At 34.1% G+C, this 17,283-nt stretch carries 22 protein-coding genes; 17 read left to right on the forward strand and 5 right to left on the reverse strand.

Annotated features, from left to right (window positions below; all coding sequences use genetic code 11):
- The first annotated feature begins 253 nt into the window (after nucleotides 1-253).
- The gene (locus NSS71_RS02835; protein WP_047943001.1) at nucleotides 254-526 is read left to right on the forward strand and encodes a UPF0223 family protein; all 273 of its coding nucleotides are present in this window, start codon (nucleotides 254-256) and stop codon (nucleotides 524-526) included.
- Nucleotides 527-666: 140 nt separating this feature from the next.
- Here the strand turns inward: NSS71_RS02835 and NSS71_RS02840 are convergent, their stop codons facing one another.
- A complete protein-coding gene (locus NSS71_RS02840; RefSeq protein WP_047943002.1) occupies nucleotides 667-1,287 on the reverse strand; it encodes a YktB family protein in 621 nt (206 codons plus the stop codon).
- A 260-nt stretch (nucleotides 1,288-1,547) separates the two neighbouring features.
- On the opposite strand from NSS71_RS02840, the gene NSS71_RS02845 reads away from it, so the two are divergent.
- Entirely contained in the window at nucleotides 1,548-1,742 is a 195-nt protein-coding gene (locus NSS71_RS02845; protein WP_047943020.1) for a hypothetical protein, read from the forward strand.
- A gap of 411 nt (nucleotides 1,743-2,153) precedes the next feature.
- Nucleotides 2,154-2,954 carry an inositol monophosphatase family protein gene (locus NSS71_RS02850; RefSeq protein ID WP_047943004.1) on the forward strand — a complete coding sequence of 267 codons (801 nt, stop codon included), beginning with the start codon at nucleotides 2,154-2,156 and terminating at the stop codon, nucleotides 2,952-2,954.
- Nucleotides 2,955-2,966: 12 nt separating this feature from the next.
- On the opposite strand, the gene NSS71_RS25635 is transcribed toward NSS71_RS02850, so the two are convergent.
- Nucleotides 2,967-3,152 carry a DUF5325 family protein gene (locus NSS71_RS25635; protein ID WP_222125395.1) on the reverse strand — a complete coding sequence of 62 codons (186 nt, stop codon included), beginning with the start codon at nucleotides 3,150-3,152 and terminating at the stop codon, nucleotides 2,967-2,969.
- Between the two features lie 336 nt (nucleotides 3,153-3,488).
- Here NSS71_RS25635 and typA point away from each other — a divergent pair, with 336 nt between their 5' ends.
- The 3 genes from typA (at nucleotide 3,489) to NSS71_RS02865 (ending at nucleotide 6,218) form a co-directional block, all read left to right on the forward strand.
- A complete protein-coding gene (gene typA, locus NSS71_RS02855; RefSeq protein ID WP_047943005.1) occupies nucleotides 3,489-5,321 on the forward strand; it encodes a translational GTPase TypA in 1,833 nt (610 codons plus the stop codon).
- A 288-nt stretch (nucleotides 5,322-5,609) separates the two neighbouring features.
- Nucleotides 5,610-5,744, forward strand: a complete 135-nt coding sequence (locus NSS71_RS02860) for a hypothetical protein (RefSeq protein WP_328283082.1) — start codon at nucleotides 5,610-5,612, stop codon at nucleotides 5,742-5,744.
- Between the two features lie 108 nt (nucleotides 5,745-5,852).
- Nucleotides 5,853-6,218, forward strand: a complete 366-nt coding sequence (locus NSS71_RS02865) for a cupin (RefSeq protein WP_047939877.1) — start codon at nucleotides 5,853-5,855, stop codon at nucleotides 6,216-6,218.
- 52 nt (nucleotides 6,219-6,270) lie between these two features.
- Here the strand turns inward: NSS71_RS02865 and NSS71_RS02870 are convergent, their stop codons facing one another.
- Entirely contained in the window at nucleotides 6,271-6,471 is a 201-nt protein-coding gene (locus NSS71_RS02870) for a YlaI family protein (protein WP_047939878.1), read from the reverse strand.
- A 70-nt stretch (nucleotides 6,472-6,541) separates the two neighbouring features.
- Nucleotides 6,542-7,150, reverse strand: coding sequence for a YhcN/YlaJ family sporulation lipoprotein (locus NSS71_RS02875; RefSeq protein WP_047939879.1), 609 nt, complete (start codon nucleotides 7,148-7,150; stop codon nucleotides 6,542-6,544).
- A 221-nt stretch (nucleotides 7,151-7,371) separates the two neighbouring features.
- On the opposite strand from NSS71_RS02875, the gene NSS71_RS02880 reads away from it, so the two are divergent.
- Complete coding sequence (locus tag NSS71_RS02880; RefSeq protein WP_047939880.1) at nucleotides 7,372-8,700, forward strand: PhoH family protein; 1,329 nt, start codon at nucleotides 7,372-7,374, stop codon at nucleotides 8,698-8,700.
- 65 nt (nucleotides 8,701-8,765) lie between these two features.
- Here the strand turns inward: NSS71_RS02880 and NSS71_RS02885 are convergent, their stop codons facing one another.
- Entirely contained in the window at nucleotides 8,766-9,254 is a 489-nt protein-coding gene (locus NSS71_RS02885; RefSeq protein ID WP_047939881.1) for a hypothetical protein, read from the reverse strand.
- Nucleotides 9,255-9,528: 274 nt separating this feature from the next.
- On the opposite strand from NSS71_RS02885, the gene NSS71_RS02890 reads away from it, so the two are divergent.
- The 10 genes from NSS71_RS02890 (at nucleotide 9,529) to NSS71_RS02935 (ending at nucleotide 17,043) form a co-directional block, all read left to right on the forward strand.
- Nucleotides 9,529-9,810: a YlaN family protein gene (locus NSS71_RS02890; protein ID WP_016200976.1), complete on the forward strand. Its 282-nt coding sequence runs from the start codon at nucleotides 9,529-9,531 to the stop codon at nucleotides 9,808-9,810.
- Nucleotides 9,811-10,110: 300 nt separating this feature from the next.
- The gene (locus NSS71_RS02895) at nucleotides 10,111-11,349 is read left to right on the forward strand and encodes an FtsW/RodA/SpoVE family cell cycle protein (protein ID WP_047939882.1); all 1,239 of its coding nucleotides are present in this window, start codon (nucleotides 10,111-10,113) and stop codon (nucleotides 11,347-11,349) included.
- A 426-nt stretch (nucleotides 11,350-11,775) separates the two neighbouring features.
- Nucleotides 11,776-12,693 (forward strand): heme o synthase, encoded by a 918-nt coding sequence (gene cyoE, locus NSS71_RS02900; protein ID WP_047939883.1) that lies wholly within the window; start codon nucleotides 11,776-11,778, stop codon nucleotides 12,691-12,693.
- A gap of 313 nt (nucleotides 12,694-13,006) precedes the next feature.
- Complete coding sequence (locus tag NSS71_RS02905) at nucleotides 13,007-13,474, forward strand: DUF420 domain-containing protein (RefSeq protein WP_047939884.1); 468 nt, start codon at nucleotides 13,007-13,009, stop codon at nucleotides 13,472-13,474.
- Nucleotides 13,475-13,877: 403 nt separating this feature from the next.
- Nucleotides 13,878-14,735, forward strand: coding sequence for a CAP domain-containing protein (locus tag NSS71_RS02910; RefSeq protein ID WP_268874792.1), 858 nt, complete (start codon nucleotides 13,878-13,880; stop codon nucleotides 14,733-14,735).
- Between the two features lie 222 nt (nucleotides 14,736-14,957).
- Nucleotides 14,958-15,377, forward strand: coding sequence for a YlbD family protein (locus NSS71_RS02915; RefSeq protein ID WP_235844434.1), 420 nt, complete (start codon nucleotides 14,958-14,960; stop codon nucleotides 15,375-15,377).
- A gap of 13 nt (nucleotides 15,378-15,390) precedes the next feature.
- The gene (locus tag NSS71_RS02920) at nucleotides 15,391-15,630 is read left to right on the forward strand and encodes a YlbE-like family protein (RefSeq protein WP_047939887.1); all 240 of its coding nucleotides are present in this window, start codon (nucleotides 15,391-15,393) and stop codon (nucleotides 15,628-15,630) included.
- 93 nt (nucleotides 15,631-15,723) lie between these two features.
- Nucleotides 15,724-16,152 (forward strand): hypothetical protein, encoded by a 429-nt coding sequence (locus NSS71_RS02925; protein WP_217989349.1) that lies wholly within the window; start codon nucleotides 15,724-15,726, stop codon nucleotides 16,150-16,152.
- A 74-nt stretch (nucleotides 16,153-16,226) separates the two neighbouring features.
- Nucleotides 16,227-16,673, forward strand: coding sequence for a YlbF family regulator (locus tag NSS71_RS02930; protein WP_047939888.1), 447 nt, complete (start codon nucleotides 16,227-16,229; stop codon nucleotides 16,671-16,673).
- A 94-nt stretch (nucleotides 16,674-16,767) separates the two neighbouring features.
- The gene (locus NSS71_RS02935; protein ID WP_047939889.1) at nucleotides 16,768-17,043 is read left to right on the forward strand and encodes a YlbG family protein; all 276 of its coding nucleotides are present in this window, start codon (nucleotides 16,768-16,770) and stop codon (nucleotides 17,041-17,043) included.
- Nucleotides 17,044-17,283 lie beyond the last annotated feature (240 nt).

Here is a 17,283-nt window from a genome sequence, read left to right on the forward strand (position 1 = left end):
TCTTAACAAGTTTTACCCTAATCTCTAAATATAAAAATCAGAAAACAAAAGAATTATAGCATTTTTTATTTTCTTTGCATACAATTAGTTTTCACTATAGGAAAAAGAATTATTTTTTATTCCTATTTTTTCTTTTTACAGTTTATCTAACAAAGGAAAAGAACAGGAATAAGGATCCATATTTTACTTTCTTAGCTACTTAAATTACAATAGTTTTTATCTGAAAAACTTCAATATAATAGGATGTGGAAATATGGATTATCAATACCCAATCGATATTGATTGGTCAACGGATGAAATTATTACAGTCATTAAATTTTTTGAATGCATTGAGAAAGCATATGAAAAAGGGGTAGAGAAGGCAGAATTAATGGAGCAATACCGCGCCTTTAAAAAAATTGTCCCGGGAAAAGCGCAAGAAAAGAAAGTTTGTGATGAATTTGAAGAAGTAAGTGGCTATTCAACTTATCGAACAATCAAAAAGGCGAAAGAATCTGCAGATGATATTCGAATAAAGATGGCATAGGCAAGGAATATTGAATTTTATTGCTTATAACTTTCTGCTAGAAGATAATAATAAAAAAACTGTAAACAAACCACAGATTTTAGTTTGCTTACAGTCTAAGAGGCTGTAGATATCGGCCTCTTTTTTTAGCTAATCCCAATCTAATACTCCAATGATAATTTATAAAGGGGAAGCAATGTATCATAAGTTTTTTCGATTAATGCAAGCAGTTCCTCTCCATTTGATAGAATAGAATCTCCAGCAGCAATTCTCTGACCAACTAAAAATTCGGCTTTTTTCACATCACGGAATCTTGTTAAAGCTGCCTCTAAATTTGTTTCTCCAATTTTAACTGCATCCTTTTGCATATGGTCCATGGAAAGAACATAATCTTGTGGTAAAGTGGACTGCAAAAGCTTGTAATTTGCCAAAAAACCTTCAGCGATTTCTTTCTTTTTTGGAAGTTCATATATATATGCTAACCATATAAAAAGATGGTCATCAAATAAGCCGACTTGGAAATGTGGATGCTGTTTGTAGCCTCGTTTATTATTTGCGATGGCAAGCCAAGTATCCTTTGGCGGGTTAACTGTTCGTCTTGCATGCTTTGCGATATGTAGGAACATTTCCATGCCAAGCTTTCCAGAAAGCTGTTCAGTAAGCTGTGTGCCAATTTCACGAAACTTTGGCTGAATTCTTTCCTGGATCGCTTCCATTCGAGCATCTAGTCCATCAATTGTAAAGGTATCAAAATCTTTTTGTGTAAAACCAGTGAATGACATTATTTCTTATCTCCTTTTTAGTTTATCTCTACTGTTTACGGGTAAATACTGTATATAAAATCAAGTAAGCTATTTAGTCACTTAAATGTAGCTTCATCTTAGCTAGCCTTTTCGCAAATATTGTAGCATACATAAATAATATTATGAAGGAATTTGGATTGCGCTGGGTTATAGCACAAAAAAGGAGCAAGCTAATTAGTTTCCACATAATATATATGAAATCAACAGAAATGCAAGTCGATGAAAGGGGTGTTCTGTCAGTGAAACAATTGATGAATTTAGCGAAGAAAATGGAAGTGGAAAAGGAAAAAAAGGCTGTTCTTCGTCTAGAAATGGATTATGAATTGGCTACCTTATTCGATGCAATGAATGAAAAGGATGAAAAACAAAAAAAATTAAGTAAGCAAAAATTAGAAAGAATTAGACAGGAACTTCTAAGACTTAAAGCATTATAACTAATGAATAAGCTGATAGGTAATCATGCAGCTGACTCTATAGGAAGCAACCTTTCATTCCTATAAAGTCAGCTGCATGATTTTGCATACCATATGATTTCACAATAACTAATATATCAAGCTGTTTTCAATAGGCAAATGTGCTTTAGAAATACTGCGCAGTTTGAATGTGGATTGTAACTGCAGTGAAGAAAAGGATTGGAAAGGAAAATATGTTTATGCTTGGGCTCCTAGTAATAGACTTTAAGAAACAAAATTCATAAGTTATCCAAAAAAACTGTATTCATAGAATTTTCTTGTTTTATGATACTATATAGAAGAAGGATAGATTTTTTTAGAAGTATGTTTAGGGATAATCTAAGTTAAAATATAGGAAACGATGAAAAAAGAAAGTAAAGAAGGGTTGAGAAGATGACAAATTGGCTGGAAATCGATAAATATGCGAAAGAATGGATAAAAGAGGCAGGGGCAAGAATTATCAAGTCATTTTCGTCTGAGCTCATTATCCAAACGAAATCAAATAAAAATGACTTGGTTACCCAAATAGATAAGGGGACAGAAGAATTTTTGATTAATAAGATCAATAAAGTTTTTCCTTCCCATCGTATTTTAGGCGAAGAAGGATTAAGTGAAGAACTAGAAGATTTGAAAGGGATAGTCTGGATTATTGATCCTATTGATGGAACGATGAATTTTGTCCATATGCAGCGGGATTTTGCCATCTCTATCGGCATTTATGAAGATGGAGTAGGAAAGATTGGATTAATATATGATGTAGTAGCAGACGAGCTATATCATGTTCGAAAGGGCAATGGTGTTTTTATGAATGACATAAGGCTATTACCTTTAAAAGATACGGCTGTGGATGAGGCTATTATCGGATTAAATGCTACGTGGGTAACGAAAAATAAGCGGATTGATCCGACTATCCTAGAACCACTTGTGAAAGAGTCAAGGGGAACGAGGTCATTTGGATCTGCCTGTTTAGAATTAGCGTACATAGCAGCCGGAAGAATGGATGCTTATTTAACTTTAAGATTATCGCCCTGGGATTATGCAGCAGGTAAGATAATGGTAGAAGAACTAGGCGGCAAGGTAACAACTTTAAGAAACGAACCACTTGATTTATTAACGCAGCAATCTTTCTTTGCATCCAAACCTGGATTGCATGATGAAATACTACAAAAATATTTAAAAGAAGGAAATTGGTAATAGTTGTTAAAGTTATTTTTCGGTTACATGTAGCATTTTCTTTTTCTTATTGGATTTTAAGAACCAAATTCCACAAAAGAGGCAAAAACAAATTATACTGCCAGCTAACGTTTTTTCTAAAATACATATTCCAATGCTGATAAAACTAGATGTACCGTAAACGTTATAGTAAAAATATGGATAATTATCAAAATTCATGTTTATCTTCCTTTATTATGGTCTATATTTATCATAAATAATAGCATATGATAGTAAAGAAATCCCACAGCGAATGTTGTGGGTATTTTTTAACTGTGTCTCCTCTATCATACTATGGTATGGAATGGAAAGAACAGCGATAATGTAAATAAATTGTTATATTTAAGCGTAAATTGATGCTAAAATAAATTATTTTGTAATAATAACGTTTACATTTGTTATTTTTATAAAAGGTTTTAGGTTTCTGTGAAATTATGTGATATAATGACTCAGTTATAATATTATTAAAAAAAATAAATTAATCCAGATAGACATATTTAGGTAGGAGTGAAATTTTTGAAAATTAGAGAAGATATTCGTAATATTGCTATTATTGCTCACGTTGACCATGGTAAAACTACATTGGTTGACCAGCTGTTAAAACAATCCGGCACATTCCGTACAAATGAACATGTGGAAGAACGTGCAATGGATTCCAACGATTTAGAAAGAGAACGTGGAATAACAATATTAGCGAAAAATACTGCTATTCAATATAAAGATAAACGTATTAATATCCTAGACACACCAGGACATGCTGACTTTGGTGGAGAAGTAGAGCGTATTATGAAAATGGTTGATGGTGTTCTACTAGTTGTTGATGCATATGAAGGTTGTATGCCTCAAACACGTTTCGTTTTAAAAAAAGCTTTAGAGCAAAACTTAACTCCAATTGTTGTTGTTAACAAAATTGACCGTGACTTTGCTCGTCCTGCTGAGGTTATTGATGAAGTATTAGATTTATTTATTGAGTTAGATGCAACAGAAGAACAATTAGAATTCCCTGTTATCTACGCATCGGCTATTAATGGTACTGCTAGCACAAATCCTGAAAAACAAGATGAAAACATGCAATCATTATATGATGCGATTGTTGATCATATTCCTGCACCAGTTGATAATCGTGAAGAGCCTTTACAATTCCAAGTAGCTCTTTTAGATTACAACGATTATGTTGGAAGAATCGGTATCGGCCGTGTATTCCGCGGTACGATGAAGGTTGGACAGCAAGTAGCGTTAATGAAATTAGATGGAACAGTTAAGCAGTTCCGTGTAACCAAAATCTTTGGTTTCTTCGGATTGAAGCGTCAAGAAATCGAAGAAGCATATGCTGGAGATTTAATCGCAGTATCAGGAATGGAAGATATTAACGTTGGTGAGACAGTATGTCCGTTTGAACACCAAGAGGCACTTCCAGTTTTACGTATTGATGAACCAACTCTACAAATGACATTCTTAGTTAACAACTCTCCTTTCGCAGGTAAAGAAGGTAAATATTTAACTTCAAGAAAAATTGAAGAAAGATTGCGTGCACAATTAGAAACAGATGTAAGTTTACGTGTTGAAAATACAGATTCACCAGATGCATGGACAGTATCAGGACGTGGGGAGCTTCATTTATCTATTTTGATAGAAAATATGCGTCGTGAAGGTTACGAGCTTCAAGTGTCAAAACCTGAAGTTATCGTTAAAACAATTGATGGTGTTCGTTGTGAGCCAATTGAACGTGTACAAATTGATGTACCTGAAGAGCATACAGGTGCAGTTATGGAATCTATTGGTGCTCGTAAAGGTGAAATGTTAGATATGATTAACAATGGTAATGGACAAGTTCGTTTAATCTTTAACGTACCTGCTCGTGGACTAATTGGTTATACCACTGAATTCTTAACATTAACACGCGGTTATGGTATCATCAACCATACATTTGATAGCTATCAACCAATGGCATCAGGTCAAGTTGGTGGACGTCGTCAAGGTGTATTAGTAAGCATGGAGTCTGGAAAATCATCTACTTATGGAATTATGCAAGTAGAAGACCGTGGAATTATCTTTGTAGAAGCTGGAACAGAAATTTACGAAGGAATGATTGTTGGGGAGCATACTCGTGAAAATGACATTACTGTTAATATCACAAAAGTAAAACAAGCAACAAACATCCGTTCAGCAAACAAAGACCAAACGGCAACAATGAAAAAACCAAGAATTATGACTTTAGAGGAATCTTTAGAATACTTGAACGAAGATGAGTATTGTGAAGTAACTCCTGAATCTATTCGCTTACGCAAAAAAATCTTAAATAAAGCAGAACGTGAAAGAGCTGGCAAGAAGAAAAAATCTGCTGAATAATAAAAGATAAGGAAGTCATCTATTGATGGCTTCTTTTTTTTGTATTCAGTAGAGTGGAGGTGTGGAATATGACTGAGAATGCAAGCAAGGAAAACTAAAGTGAGTGTGAACAAAGAAGAGTCCTCAGTGACTGTAAGCAAGTTGGAAGAATAGGGTTCATTATTTTGAATTGTGAGAGAGGGAAACGGAGTTCATGGAGGAAATGAACACCATTTTTGCATTGGGAGAGAAGAAGAATGGTGTTCATCGAGGAAATGAAAGCCACATTCAGCATTGGGAGTGTAGAAAATGGTATTCATCGAGGGAATGAAAGCCACATTCAGTATGGGGAGAGCAGAAAATGGCGTTCATCAAGGAAATGGAGGACAAAGAAATCAGAGTAAAAGGTCATGGAGACCATCTCTCGTAGCTCTCATAAGTTAAACCCAATCTCCAATCGTAATACAAGCACATCTTTCAAAAATAAATTAGGTGTTTTCTTCAACCCATCTCTAATTTATAATTAGTAAATAAAGGAAAGGGAGGAATAGAATGAAAATTTTTCAATTTAATAAAGAGTATGGTAAGCAAATCACTCAATATAATTCCTATTTTATTATGAGTCGTATAGTGGAAACTAAGAAAGAAGCTCATATTGGATGTATGTATCTTGAAGAAAATGGGATTATTGGTTTACATCAAGCTGTAATACCACAACTTCTGTTAATCGTTAGCGGCGTAGGCTATGTTCGAGGAGAAAAGAATGAATGGTTTCAAGTTAGAAGTGGAGATGCGGTATACTGGGATAAAAAGGAATGGCATGAAACGAAAACAGATCTAGGGTTAACAGCCATCGTTATTGAAAGTGAAGAGATAATGCCAGCATTAATGATGCGTTTAAAAGAGAAGAACATATAAAAAAGAAGACCTTAGGTAAAAGATCTTCTTTTTATTTAAAATGCTTGTCTACTTACCAATCATCTTCTTGAGTTTTGTTTTGATAAAGAACAAAGTTACCCGAATCGATTCTTTTTTTTGTGTTTTTGGCGATTCTATCGTCACACTCATTACACATATACGTATGAATTGGGCGATTTCGTAGTCGTTTTGCCTGAAAGGAGTTTTCGTCTATATCTTCAATTTTATCACATATCACACATTTAACTTTCAATACTTGCACCTCTAATCATAAAATAGATTATAGGCACATTATAATATATAATCATATAGAAAATCGAATTTTAATCTCTTATATGATTATTTGATTGTTCATCTTGGTCATTTTTCAACTCTTTTTCTTCTTTATCATTCAATTTTTCATCTGGTTTTTTGAGATCTCTATCTGGCTCATTTCGAATCATATCCGCTGGTACCTCTGGGATAAGTCTGCCGCTAATATCAGCTAATTCATTGAATATGCCTTGAATAGGCTTTCCGTTTTGAATATCTTCCCCAATTTCTTTCAGTCTTGCATTAATGTCAGGGTCGGCAATGACAACAGCATTAGCGCCATCAGGATCGTTTTTTAAACTCTCGGCTACCGCATATTTTATTGAACCAACCTCAGAACGATCTAAGTCTGCGTTGATATCAATTCCTACGAGCGCATATTTACCGATTACTACCGCTGTTGCATCATTAACATTATCAATGCTTGTTGCAAGAGCTACGAGCCTTTTGGCTATATCCTGTCCAGTCTTCCGGTCAACCCTTTGGTTGGTAGAATTTTTTACATTTGTAACTTGAGGGCTGTTTTCTCTATTCTCAGATTGCTGGTTATTTTCTGCGTTATTATTTGTACATCCTGCAAGAAGAAAAAGGACTGCGATGAAGAAAAACCATTTTTTCATAAAATTCCCTCCTTTAATATTGAAGAACTACATTTAAAAGTGTACATTTCCCTGATTTGTAGGTGGAAATGAGCATTTTTACGATTTTTTACACTTCCTCTTTCTTTATTGTGCAAAATATCTTCTATCTTTATGCGGTAAAACATATATTTTACCAAGGTTCTTTCCGTTACACGGATAAGTGCAGCAATATATGACGTTTTAGAGCAGGGGGCATCGGTTTGAGTAAAATTTACGTATTGGATACAAATGTCTTGTTACAAGATCCTTATTCTATTTTTTCTTTTAGTGACAATGATGTAGTAATTCCAGCAGTAGCTTTAGAAGAGGTAGACAGCAAAAAACGGTACATGGATGAAATCGGAAGGAACGCAAGGCAAATATCTAGATTGATCGATAACTTAAGAGAGTCAGGAAAGTTGCACGATAAAATTCCATTGGAGAATGGTGGAACTTTACGGATAGAATTAAATCACCGTTCTTTTCACGAACTCCAAGAAATATTTGTAGAAAAAACAAATGATAATCGCATATTAGCAGTCGCAAAAAATTTATCAATAGAAGAAAGTAAAAAAGAAAATGGACGAACCGTTATTCTTGTTAGTAAAGATACACTTGTCCGTGTAAAAGCAGATGCAATTGGTTTGAAGAGTGAGGATTTTTTAAGTGATCGAGTAGTAGAAAATGAACATTTATATACTGGTTTTATGGATGTACAAGTAACCATAGATGTGTTGAATAACTTTTATGAAAATGGTCAACTCCCGATTACGGAAATTGGGAATGGCAATTACTATCCAAATCAGTTTCTTATTTTAAAGGATGTATTGGGATCTTCCTCTTCTGCATTAGCAATTGTGGATTCATCGCGGAAGTTTGTTAAAAAGCTAGTGTTCGATCATGAGCATATTTGGGGAATCCGTCCAAGAAATGTGCAGCAAACGATGGCAATTGAAATGCTATTAAAAAAAGATATGCCATTAGTGACATTAATAGGAAAAGCAGGTACAGGGAAAACACTATTGGCATTAGCATCTGGATTAATGCAGACAGAAGATTTTGGAGACTACAAAAAACTATTAGTGGCAAGACCGATTGTACCGATGGGGAAGGATTTAGGTTTTCTACCTGGAGAAAAGGAAGAAAAATTACGTCCGTGGATGCAGCCTATTTTTGATAATCTTGAGTATTTGTTTAATACAAAGAAACCAGGAGAGTTAGAAGCAATTCTGGCTGGAATGGGATCTATTGAAGTGGAGGCATTAACGTACATTAGAGGAAGAAGTATTCCAGACCAGTTTATTATTATTGATGAGGCCCAAAACCTAACGAAGCATGAAGTGAAAACAATTTTAACAAGGGTTGGAGAAGGTAGTAAGATTGTTTTGATGGGAGATCCTGAACAAATTGATCATCCCTATTTAGATGCTTTTAATAATGGATTAAGCTATGTAGTAGAACGTTTTAAAGACCAGCCGCTAGCAGGTCATGTAAAACTAGTTAAAGGGGAAAGATCTTCTTTAGCGCAGCTTGCCGCAGATTTATTATAATTTACAGTAAAACATTGTTACGCCATCTGCCAATAGCTAGATGGCGTATGTATGGATGAATACAATTATGTAATTTTAAATGCTCTGATATTTTTGATAGGGGTTTGATCTGGGCCTTTTGTTTGATCAAAAATATGTACAGGACCATCTTCTGTAAGCGGTTTTCCTTTTACGCAAAATAATAAGAAGATCGAATCGATTTTTTCTAAAGGAATCGCATATTCTGCCTCTTCTGTTGTGATTAAAAGAGTTGTTGCCTCTTCCTGCGGTTCTGCATTTTTTATAAAGGGAGCTAAAGCCATATAGAAGGTACCGGTTAGCATTTCCACTTTTTTATAGGTTTTTGTGGATTGCTCTGGGGCTTTGGCTCCCTCTGTAATCTCTTGATCCCAGTGTTTGGAGGCTTCTTTTGTATACGCTTCTAATTCGTCCTTTACTTCAACTGGGGCAAATACCGTATCAGCTGATTGTTTTCGATCATCAAAGATCCAGACAGTAGGATCAATAGTAATCGGAAAATTTACCAACCCAGAAACTTGAATAATACTATCCATTTTATATCTCCTCCGTAAACGTGTTCTTTGTTATGTATAAAAAATTCTGCAAATTAGTAGCTGCTTCTAAAAGAAAATATTTTATATCGGCTAAATTTTAATTGGCAGATTAAAACAGTTGTTACGTTAAGTATAGCTTTTTCTTGTCTTTCTGTCATTTGAGATGATAGAATGTAAACTTTTAAATTTTTTAAAAGGGATTGTTCTTGCAATTTTTCTAGGTTGAGTTTAAACTTTATAGATAGGATAATCGCTCGGAAACGGGGGGATAGGATTGACTTCTGAAATGATTATTAATCATAAAGAAAAAGCAAATGAGTTATTGAAAGCAGATGCTGAAAAAATATTAAAACTAATTAAAGTTCAGATGGATAATTTAACAATGCCACAATGCCCTCTATATGAAGAGGTTTTGGATACGCAAATGTATGGATTGTCTAAAGAGATAGATTTTGCTATTCGATTAGGTTTAGTAGAAGAACAGGTTGGTAAGAAAATTTTAGATGAATTGGAAAAAGAGCTATCGATTTTGCACGAAGCATCTATAAGAAAATAAAAAGTAAACTCAAACAAAAGCATGTATTGTTTGAGTTTTTTTAGTGGCTATGTGTATTATTTGTAAATAAGGGAAGTACATACGAACAAAAGCGCTTGATCTCATAAGCTTGTAGTGACTTATTAATGGACCGTAAGCAGCGATAAAAATAAGTAATTTGTTATGATAATTAGCAAAAATAACAGAAGACGGCCCAATATTTTAAGAGAATGAAAATTAGAAGTTTATCCTTTTCAGCAGGAAAAAGATAAGACATAACGAATACTCTAAATGAGGAGATTGAATAAGGGATGCGGTTGAATGATAAAGAAGATATTAAAATCGTATGATTATACATTAATTATAGCAATGGTACTTTTAATTCTATTTGGATTGATTATGATTTATAGTGCCAGCATGGTTTCGGCAGTCCAATATTATGGAGAAGACAGCAGTGATTTTTTTTATAAAAGACAACTAAAATATATTATCATTGCCTTGATTGCTTTTGTGATAGTAGCTATTTTTCCATATAAGGCATTGTTAAGCAATAAGATATTAGTACCAATGGTATTTGGCTCAATTATTTTTTTAGGTGGAATCTTTTTATTCGGTAGTGTTTTTGGAAATGCGCAAAGCTGGTATAAAGTTGGAACAGCTAGTCTTCAGCCAGCTGAGTTTGTTAAATTGGCTGTGATTATTTATTTATCAGCAATTTACTCTAAAAAGCAGGCGTATATAAATGAGTTTAATCGGGGAGTTGTTCCCCCGCTAGCATATTTGGTTATTGTTTGTGCATTGATTATTCTTCAGCCAGATTTTGGTACGGCAGCGATTATTTTTATGATTGGTGCTACGGTTATTTTATGTTCAGGAATGAACTGGAAAAACTTGTCCAAGTTAGTGCTGATTGGCTTGGCGTTTCTATTATTACTTGTTTTAATCCTCCAGCTAGCAGGAAAAAGCATTTTCACTGAAAAGCAAATGGCGAGAATCTTTGTTTTTCTGGATTCCCCTTTTGCTGAAGATGTTGTACAAGAATCTGGTTACCATATGAGTAACTCTCTTATTGCTATTGGATCTGGTGGTCTAAAAGGGCTAGGCTTGGGTCAAGGTGTTCAAAAACTGGGTTACTTAACAGATGGTCACACTGATTTTATTATGGCAGTAATTGCTGAAGAATTGGGGATTTTTGGTGTAGGCTTTGTAGTGGTAGGACTAAGCTATATTGTTTTAAGAGGGATTTATACAGGACTAAAGTGTAAAGATCCATTTGGGAGCTTATTAGCAATCGGTATTTCCAGTATGATAGGAATCCAAGCTTTTATCAATATTGGAGGAGTTTCTGGATTAATACCATTAACAGGTGTCCCGTTACCTTTTATTAGTTACGGGGGATCGTCTTTATTACAATTGTCCATAGGTATGGGGATTCTTGTTAATGTTTCTATGTTCGTTAAATATGAAAGAGTTTATAAGCATAAAGAAGAGAATGTTGCAGAAATAGCAGTGAAAAAGCAGCCTACTTCAGGTTTTGTACGGCCAAACCGTCATTTTTAATCAATTAGATAATAATGGCTGGGATATAAGTTTTCCAGCTGAAGAAAAACCAAAATCATTTACGAAGATATTAAAGTATTTCGTATCAGGATTTTGGTTTTTTATCTTTTTTATAGATGAATGCTATTGGAAAGAGGTTGATTCATTTGCTTCCTTGCTAAAAAAGGCTATAATATATAGAGTGTCTTTTTGTTTGTAAAACGCTTTCGAATATGATGTGAGAAATGTTAAAATTTACCAATAATGTGACAACTGAAGTTTTTAGCGTAAAAAGAGAGAAATATTCATGAAAATATGGTTTAATAGCAAAAGAGTCTTTTTTAACATTGCTATGATGTTTAAATGTGAATAATGACACAATGAAACGAACGGTATTTTATATAGTATGATATCTTTTTCTATGTAATGAAAGGGGAGCATGATCAAATGGCTAATTCTCGCGTTTATCCTGAGGCCAAATTGACGAATCAACAATCAGAAACAAGTGCGTGGAAGGATTTTCTCGCATTAATTAAAATAGGAATCGTAAATTCAAATTTAATCACTGTATTTACTGGAATCTGGCTTGCAATAGTTTTCACAGATGCAAAGTTTTTAGAGCGAATTGATACAGTATTATATACACTAATCGGATCAGGCTTAATTATGGCAGGTTCCTGTGTATTAAATAATTTTATCGATCGTGATATTGATCCATTAATGGAAAGAACGAAGACAAGACCGACAGTAACAGGAAAAGTGAAGCCTGCAAAAGTTGCTGTTTTAGGTTTTGGTTTTCTCTTCATTGGTACTTTATTCTTATTATTAACAACAATAACTGCAACTGTCATTGCTTTAATCGGGGCATTTAGCTATGTCGTTGTCTATACTATGTGGACAAAGCGTCGACTAGTATCTAACACCGTAATAGGAAGCTTTTCAGGAGCATTTCCACCACTAATTGGATGGGCTGCCATTGATCCTGGCCTTCATGTTATTGCTTGGAGCTTGTTTTTAATTATGTTTGTTTGGCAGCCGCCACATTTTTATTCTTTAGCAATTCGAAGAGCAGAAGAGTACCGAGCAGCAGGAATCCCAATGCTCCCTGTTGTTAAAGGTTTTGAGGTAGCAAAAAGGCATACGTATATATGGATTATTGCTTTATTTCCACTGCCATTTTTGTTATACCAAATCGGTATTCCATTTTTAATATTAGCAACATTATTAAATATCGGTTGGGTTATTACTGGAATACGTGCAAGTAAAAAGCAAGATGAATACAAATGGGCAACAGCAATGTTCATTTATTCTATTCAATATTTAACAATATTATTTGTCTCAATGGTAGTATTTACATTATTCTAAAAAGGATTTGTTTTTAGGGGAGAACATTCCAGGAGAATAATGGTTGATTTCTTATTGGTTAAAGCTTGATGCTTTTTCCAATAAGAAACATTAATATCCTGAAATTCGGAGGAGTCTGAATACATATAGACGTCGATGGGATTAGTGAGACAGAGGAGATCAAGCAAAGCTCACTTTCATAGAAAGATCGAGGGTGTGCATTCAAGGTTGCTTTGGTCACCTACACTAAATTTGTGAACCAGTCTTATGGGAAAAAGGAACTTTGGGAGTTTGTTAAACAAAGAGGTAAATACTTTATGGAGTGGGTAGCTAAATGGAATTTACATTACCGATATTGCCGACAATAAGTACTACGTTTATTATTTTAAGTGCCATTTTTGTAGCGATTGGTTGGGGATTAATTAAGCAGAAAAAAAGACAACAACACCAGACTGTCATGTTATTTGCAGCGATTTTTGCGGTAATCTTTTTCATCATTTATGCATCAAGAACGATTTTTATTGGTAACACTTCTTTTGGAGGACCAGATGATATTAAGATTTACTATACTATATTTCTTATTTTTCATATCACCTTGGCAACAATAGGTGCTGTATTAGGAATCATTATGTTATATACAGGTTATAAGCAGCAATATGCAAAGCACCGAAAGTTAGGACCGATCACAAGTATTATTTGGTTTATTACAGCTATTACAGGAACAGCAGTTTATTTACTACTCTATGTTTTTTATCATGGAGGAGAAACGACATCTGTTATTAAAGCAATATTAGGTTTTTAAAATCAAAATGTAAAAAATGCTTCTAAAAAATAGAAGCATTTTTTATTTGCTATCTAAGAGAGAAATGGGTGGTTTTAAATGTAACTTTATTTACATAATTGAAAAACTACTTATTCTATTAAAATTATTTAAAGTAAGTTATACTATTTAGTAAGAAAGCCACATATATTAATAGAAACAATGCTAGAGAGGGGGGGATCCTCTGAAAATTTTATTAAGAACTGTCATAATTATTGCAGTATTATCAGCGATTGGAATCTATTTTAGTATAACTGATGATAATAATCAGCCAGATGTATTAGTTGAAAATGGTGATCATCCTAAAAAAGTAGAGGATAATCTCAAAGAAGCAAGTGAAAATACGCAAATTTTACCAACTCCTAAAGAAGGGTTAGGGAGTTTAATCGGTAAGAGTACAAGTGAACTTAAAAAGAAGTATGGGGAGCCAGCGAGAATTGATCCTTCCGCTTATGAATATGACTGGTGGATATTCAATAAGGATGACTCTAAGTATTTTCAAGCTGGAATTCTTGATGACAAAGTAGTTACCATTTATGCAATTGGAAGCTCAGTGAATATTACGCCTTATAAAATTGGACAAGAAGTTGGAGATATTTATACAATGACTCCCATTGAAACCAATATTAGCTTTAACTACGAAAATTCTTCCTACCGTTTTGAATTATCGGAGGATGAAATAAATAACCGCCCTCTCATTCAAATCGGTGATTATTATGCACAGCTATACTTTGATAAATTTAATGGTACTTTATCAAGTATTCGGTATATGGATGCTCGAACGTTACTTCATTTAAGACCATACGAGTTAGTTTATCGGGGAGAATTATTAGAGACAGAGAGTAATGGGAAGAATAATGAAGCAATACAAGAAGGAAACGAACGACAAATTCTAGATATGACGAATGTATTAAGAAAAAGATTCAAGCTCAATACAGTAGAATGGGATCAGCCTACTGCGGAAGTAGCATTAGGGCATAGTAAGGATATGTTTGATACGGAAAACTTTTCTCATACATCTGAGAAGTATGGTGATCTTGAGGATCGTTTAAAAGCAGGGGACGTCTTTTATCAAGTTGCTGGGGAGAATATCGCAGCAGGGTATTCAGATGCTCCCGCGGTAATGGAAGGTTGGCTAAATAGCAAAGGTCATCGTGAATGTTTATTAAATGAGAAATTTACTCATCTTGGAGTAGGAGTATTTGATAAATACTATACCCAAAATTTTATCGAAAAATGGTAAGAGCAGAAAGACAATCAGTCGACAAACTCAGCGGAGGAGTGGTCGGCTGTTTTTTTTACCTGAGTTATTGCATGGCGGGGATAATTACATTGCAGGTTTGATTATCTTCAACCAATCTTGTTAGTCATAGGGCTTTGAGAGAGAATTTAAAGAGAAAGGCACATTTTTTTAAAAGCCATCATAAAGTAATATAGGCAGATGTATCAAATTAGAGGTGAAATAATGATGGCTGATAAAAAACTTCATCCTTCTGTAGAAGAATTTAAAGCATTTGTAAGAGCAAACCCAAAAATATTGAAAGAGGCAAGAAGTGGGAATGTGACATTACAGGAATTATATGAGGATTGGTATTTATTAGGTCCGAACGATACTAGATGGGATGGTTTATTAGAAGGAAGTGCTGTGTCCACCCAAAAGGAAGAAGAGGCATCAGGTAATCGGACTGTCTGGATGTCAAATATTGTTGATACATTAAAAAATATGGACCAAAATCAAATCCAAGGATATTTGGCAAACTTAAACCAAGCTTTAGGTACGTTGCAAGGTGTTATCTCTCAATTCGCTCCAAATAGTGGTTCTAGTGGATCATCTGCGCCAACTGAACAAAAACCTTCTGGACCATTTTCTTTTAGGAAAGATTAAATAGGAGGACTATATGAGACAGAATATTAAAGAATATATTGCGCAGAATGCAGAATTGCAACAGTTTATTCGAGAACAGCCACAATGGTATAGAGAATTAAGCAGAAATCCAAATCAGTTAGAAGTCTTTGAGATTGCTTCCCTTCATTATTATAAAAAAACCATCCCAGATCACGTGGAAAAGTTTTCAAATGGTGTACAAATGGCGTCTATGATGGTTAGCATGTTTCAGGCAATGAATGCACAATCCTAAGTCTTTATAATTCAATAAATACTCCGAGTAAAACAAACAGGAATGGTAATACTAACCGAAAATAAAACATTATTAAAATTACCAGGAGTGTTTATGTTGAAAAAAATCCGATTGATTTGTATTCCTGCTTTTCTCTTTTTAACAGGGTGCCACAATGATATCCCTGATCCAAAAGTAAAACCTCATAGGGAAGCAGTAAATGATGTAATCTCACCAAATATGGCTGTACAAGCCTCTATTACTTCTAGCGATACGGAAAAGATGGTTGTGCATCATTTAGTGAAGGGAAATAAAGTATTTGTAGAATGCAGAGTAAAAGACTATTCATTCAGAGAAGATAGTCAGGGGAAATTAGGCAAAATACTTTTAGAAGTTGATGGCCAGAAGTATGAATATTCTTCTGCAGCCTTTGTAATCGAAGGGTTGAAAGCAGGAAACCATACAATTAATCTTTCTGTTATAGATGCAGTAAATAAGACAACACAATATCAAAAGTCATTTCAAGTAATGATTAAAAGTTAGATAAAAAAGGAAATCACAAACCTTTTCTTTCTAGTGTCTTTCATGTAGAATAAGAAAAGGAGGTGAGCGAATACGTGCTTGCGACAACTGAAATACTCCTTATTCAAGAGGAAGCAGAAGAGATTGCTGAAATGATATTAGAATCAGATGTTGCAGAACAATACCGTATTTGTTTGGCCAATATACAATCAAACAAGGAAACACAGCGGAAAATTCATTCTTTTAACAAAATGAAAGAGCTATATGAAGAAGTTCAGCGTTTTGGAAAATATCATCCTGAATATAAAAAAGTGATGATGGAAATAAGACAGCTTAAACGCGAGATGGATTTAGATGATAATGTAGCAGCATTTAAAATAGCTGAGAATGGTTTACAAAAGCTTTTAGATGATGTTAGCGTTATTATTGGGCGTTCTGTTTCTACTTTCATTAAAGTACCAACAGGTAATCCATTTTTTGATGAACTTTCTGGCTGCTCCGGAGGTTGTGGTAGTGGTGGAAGCTGTAGTTGTTCTGCATAATATACTTAAAAGCAATGATCCAGATGATCATTGCTTTTCTATTTTCTTTTCCTATGCTATTATGATAAATAATGGTATTTAAAGGGGTTAAATTATGCTAGGGCAACGACAAGGGATCATTGTTTGGTTATTTTCACTAAAACAAGCAAAAATGTTAAGAAGATATGGGAATGTTCATTTTATTTCCAAAAGGTTAAAATATGTTGTGCTCTACACAAACCAAAGTGACGTGGAAAGCATAATGGAAAAAATAAATGCTCATTCTTTTGTTAAAAAGGTAGAACCTTCCTATAAACCATTTTTAAAAATGGAATTTGAAAATTCGCGGCCAGATAAAGCGAAAGAATATGATTATAAAATGGGAATTTAATAGCTTGCTTAAAAGATATTAAAAACAGTATGTATGGAAGCTTAGTTAGAAGTATTATTTCTGCGACTAAGTCATCATACATACTGTTTTTTCTTTTATAGAATCCCATATAAATTGAGAAGGGAAGTAAAAAAAAGCCTGCAGGCAAATACCTGCAGGCTCCTTCCACATCCTTACTATTCATAAGGAAAGAAGGTAAAGGGAGAGGAGAAACCGGAGGAAAACTTAGGGGAAACGTAA

The organism is Niallia sp. FSL W8-0951 (assembly GCF_038006525.1).
GTDB lineage: Bacteria > Bacillota > Bacilli > Bacillales > Cytobacillaceae > Niallia > Niallia circulans.

Coding starts and splice junctions, on each gene's coding strand:
- NSS71_RS02835 (WP_047943001.1), top strand. CDS start 254: ATGGATTATCAATACCCAATCGATATTGATTGGTCAACGGATGAAATT.
- NSS71_RS02840 (WP_047943002.1), bottom strand. CDS start 1,287: ATGTCATTCACTGGTTTTACACAAAAAGATTTTGATACCTTTACAATT.
- NSS71_RS02850 (WP_047943004.1), top strand. CDS start 2,154: ATGACAAATTGGCTGGAAATCGATAAATATGCGAAAGAATGGATAAAA.
- NSS71_RS25635 (WP_222125395.1), bottom strand. CDS start 3,152: ATGAATTTTGATAATTATCCATATTTTTACTATAACGTTTACGGTACA.
- NSS71_RS02860 (WP_328283082.1), top strand. CDS start 5,610: ATGGTATTCATCGAGGGAATGAAAGCCACATTCAGTATGGGGAGAGCA.
- NSS71_RS02865 (WP_047939877.1), top strand. CDS start 5,853: ATGAAAATTTTTCAATTTAATAAAGAGTATGGTAAGCAAATCACTCAA.
- NSS71_RS02875 (WP_047939879.1), bottom strand. CDS start 7,150: ATGAAAAAATGGTTTTTCTTCATCGCAGTCCTTTTTCTTCTTGCAGGA.
- NSS71_RS02885 (WP_047939881.1), bottom strand. CDS start 9,254: ATGGATAGTATTATTCAAGTTTCTGGGTTGGTAAATTTTCCGATTACT.
- NSS71_RS02895 (WP_047939882.1), top strand. CDS start 10,111: ATGATAAAGAAGATATTAAAATCGTATGATTATACATTAATTATAGCA.
- cyoE (WP_047939883.1), top strand. CDS start 11,776: ATGGCTAATTCTCGCGTTTATCCTGAGGCCAAATTGACGAATCAACAA.
- NSS71_RS02905 (WP_047939884.1), top strand. CDS start 13,007: ATGGAATTTACATTACCGATATTGCCGACAATAAGTACTACGTTTATT.
- NSS71_RS02915 (WP_235844434.1), top strand. CDS start 14,958: ATGATGGCTGATAAAAAACTTCATCCTTCTGTAGAAGAATTTAAAGCA.
- NSS71_RS02920 (WP_047939887.1), top strand. CDS start 15,391: ATGAGACAGAATATTAAAGAATATATTGCGCAGAATGCAGAATTGCAA.
- NSS71_RS02925 (WP_217989349.1), top strand. CDS start 15,724: ATGTTGAAAAAAATCCGATTGATTTGTATTCCTGCTTTTCTCTTTTTA.
- NSS71_RS02935 (WP_047939889.1), top strand. CDS start 16,768: ATGCTAGGGCAACGACAAGGGATCATTGTTTGGTTATTTTCACTAAAA.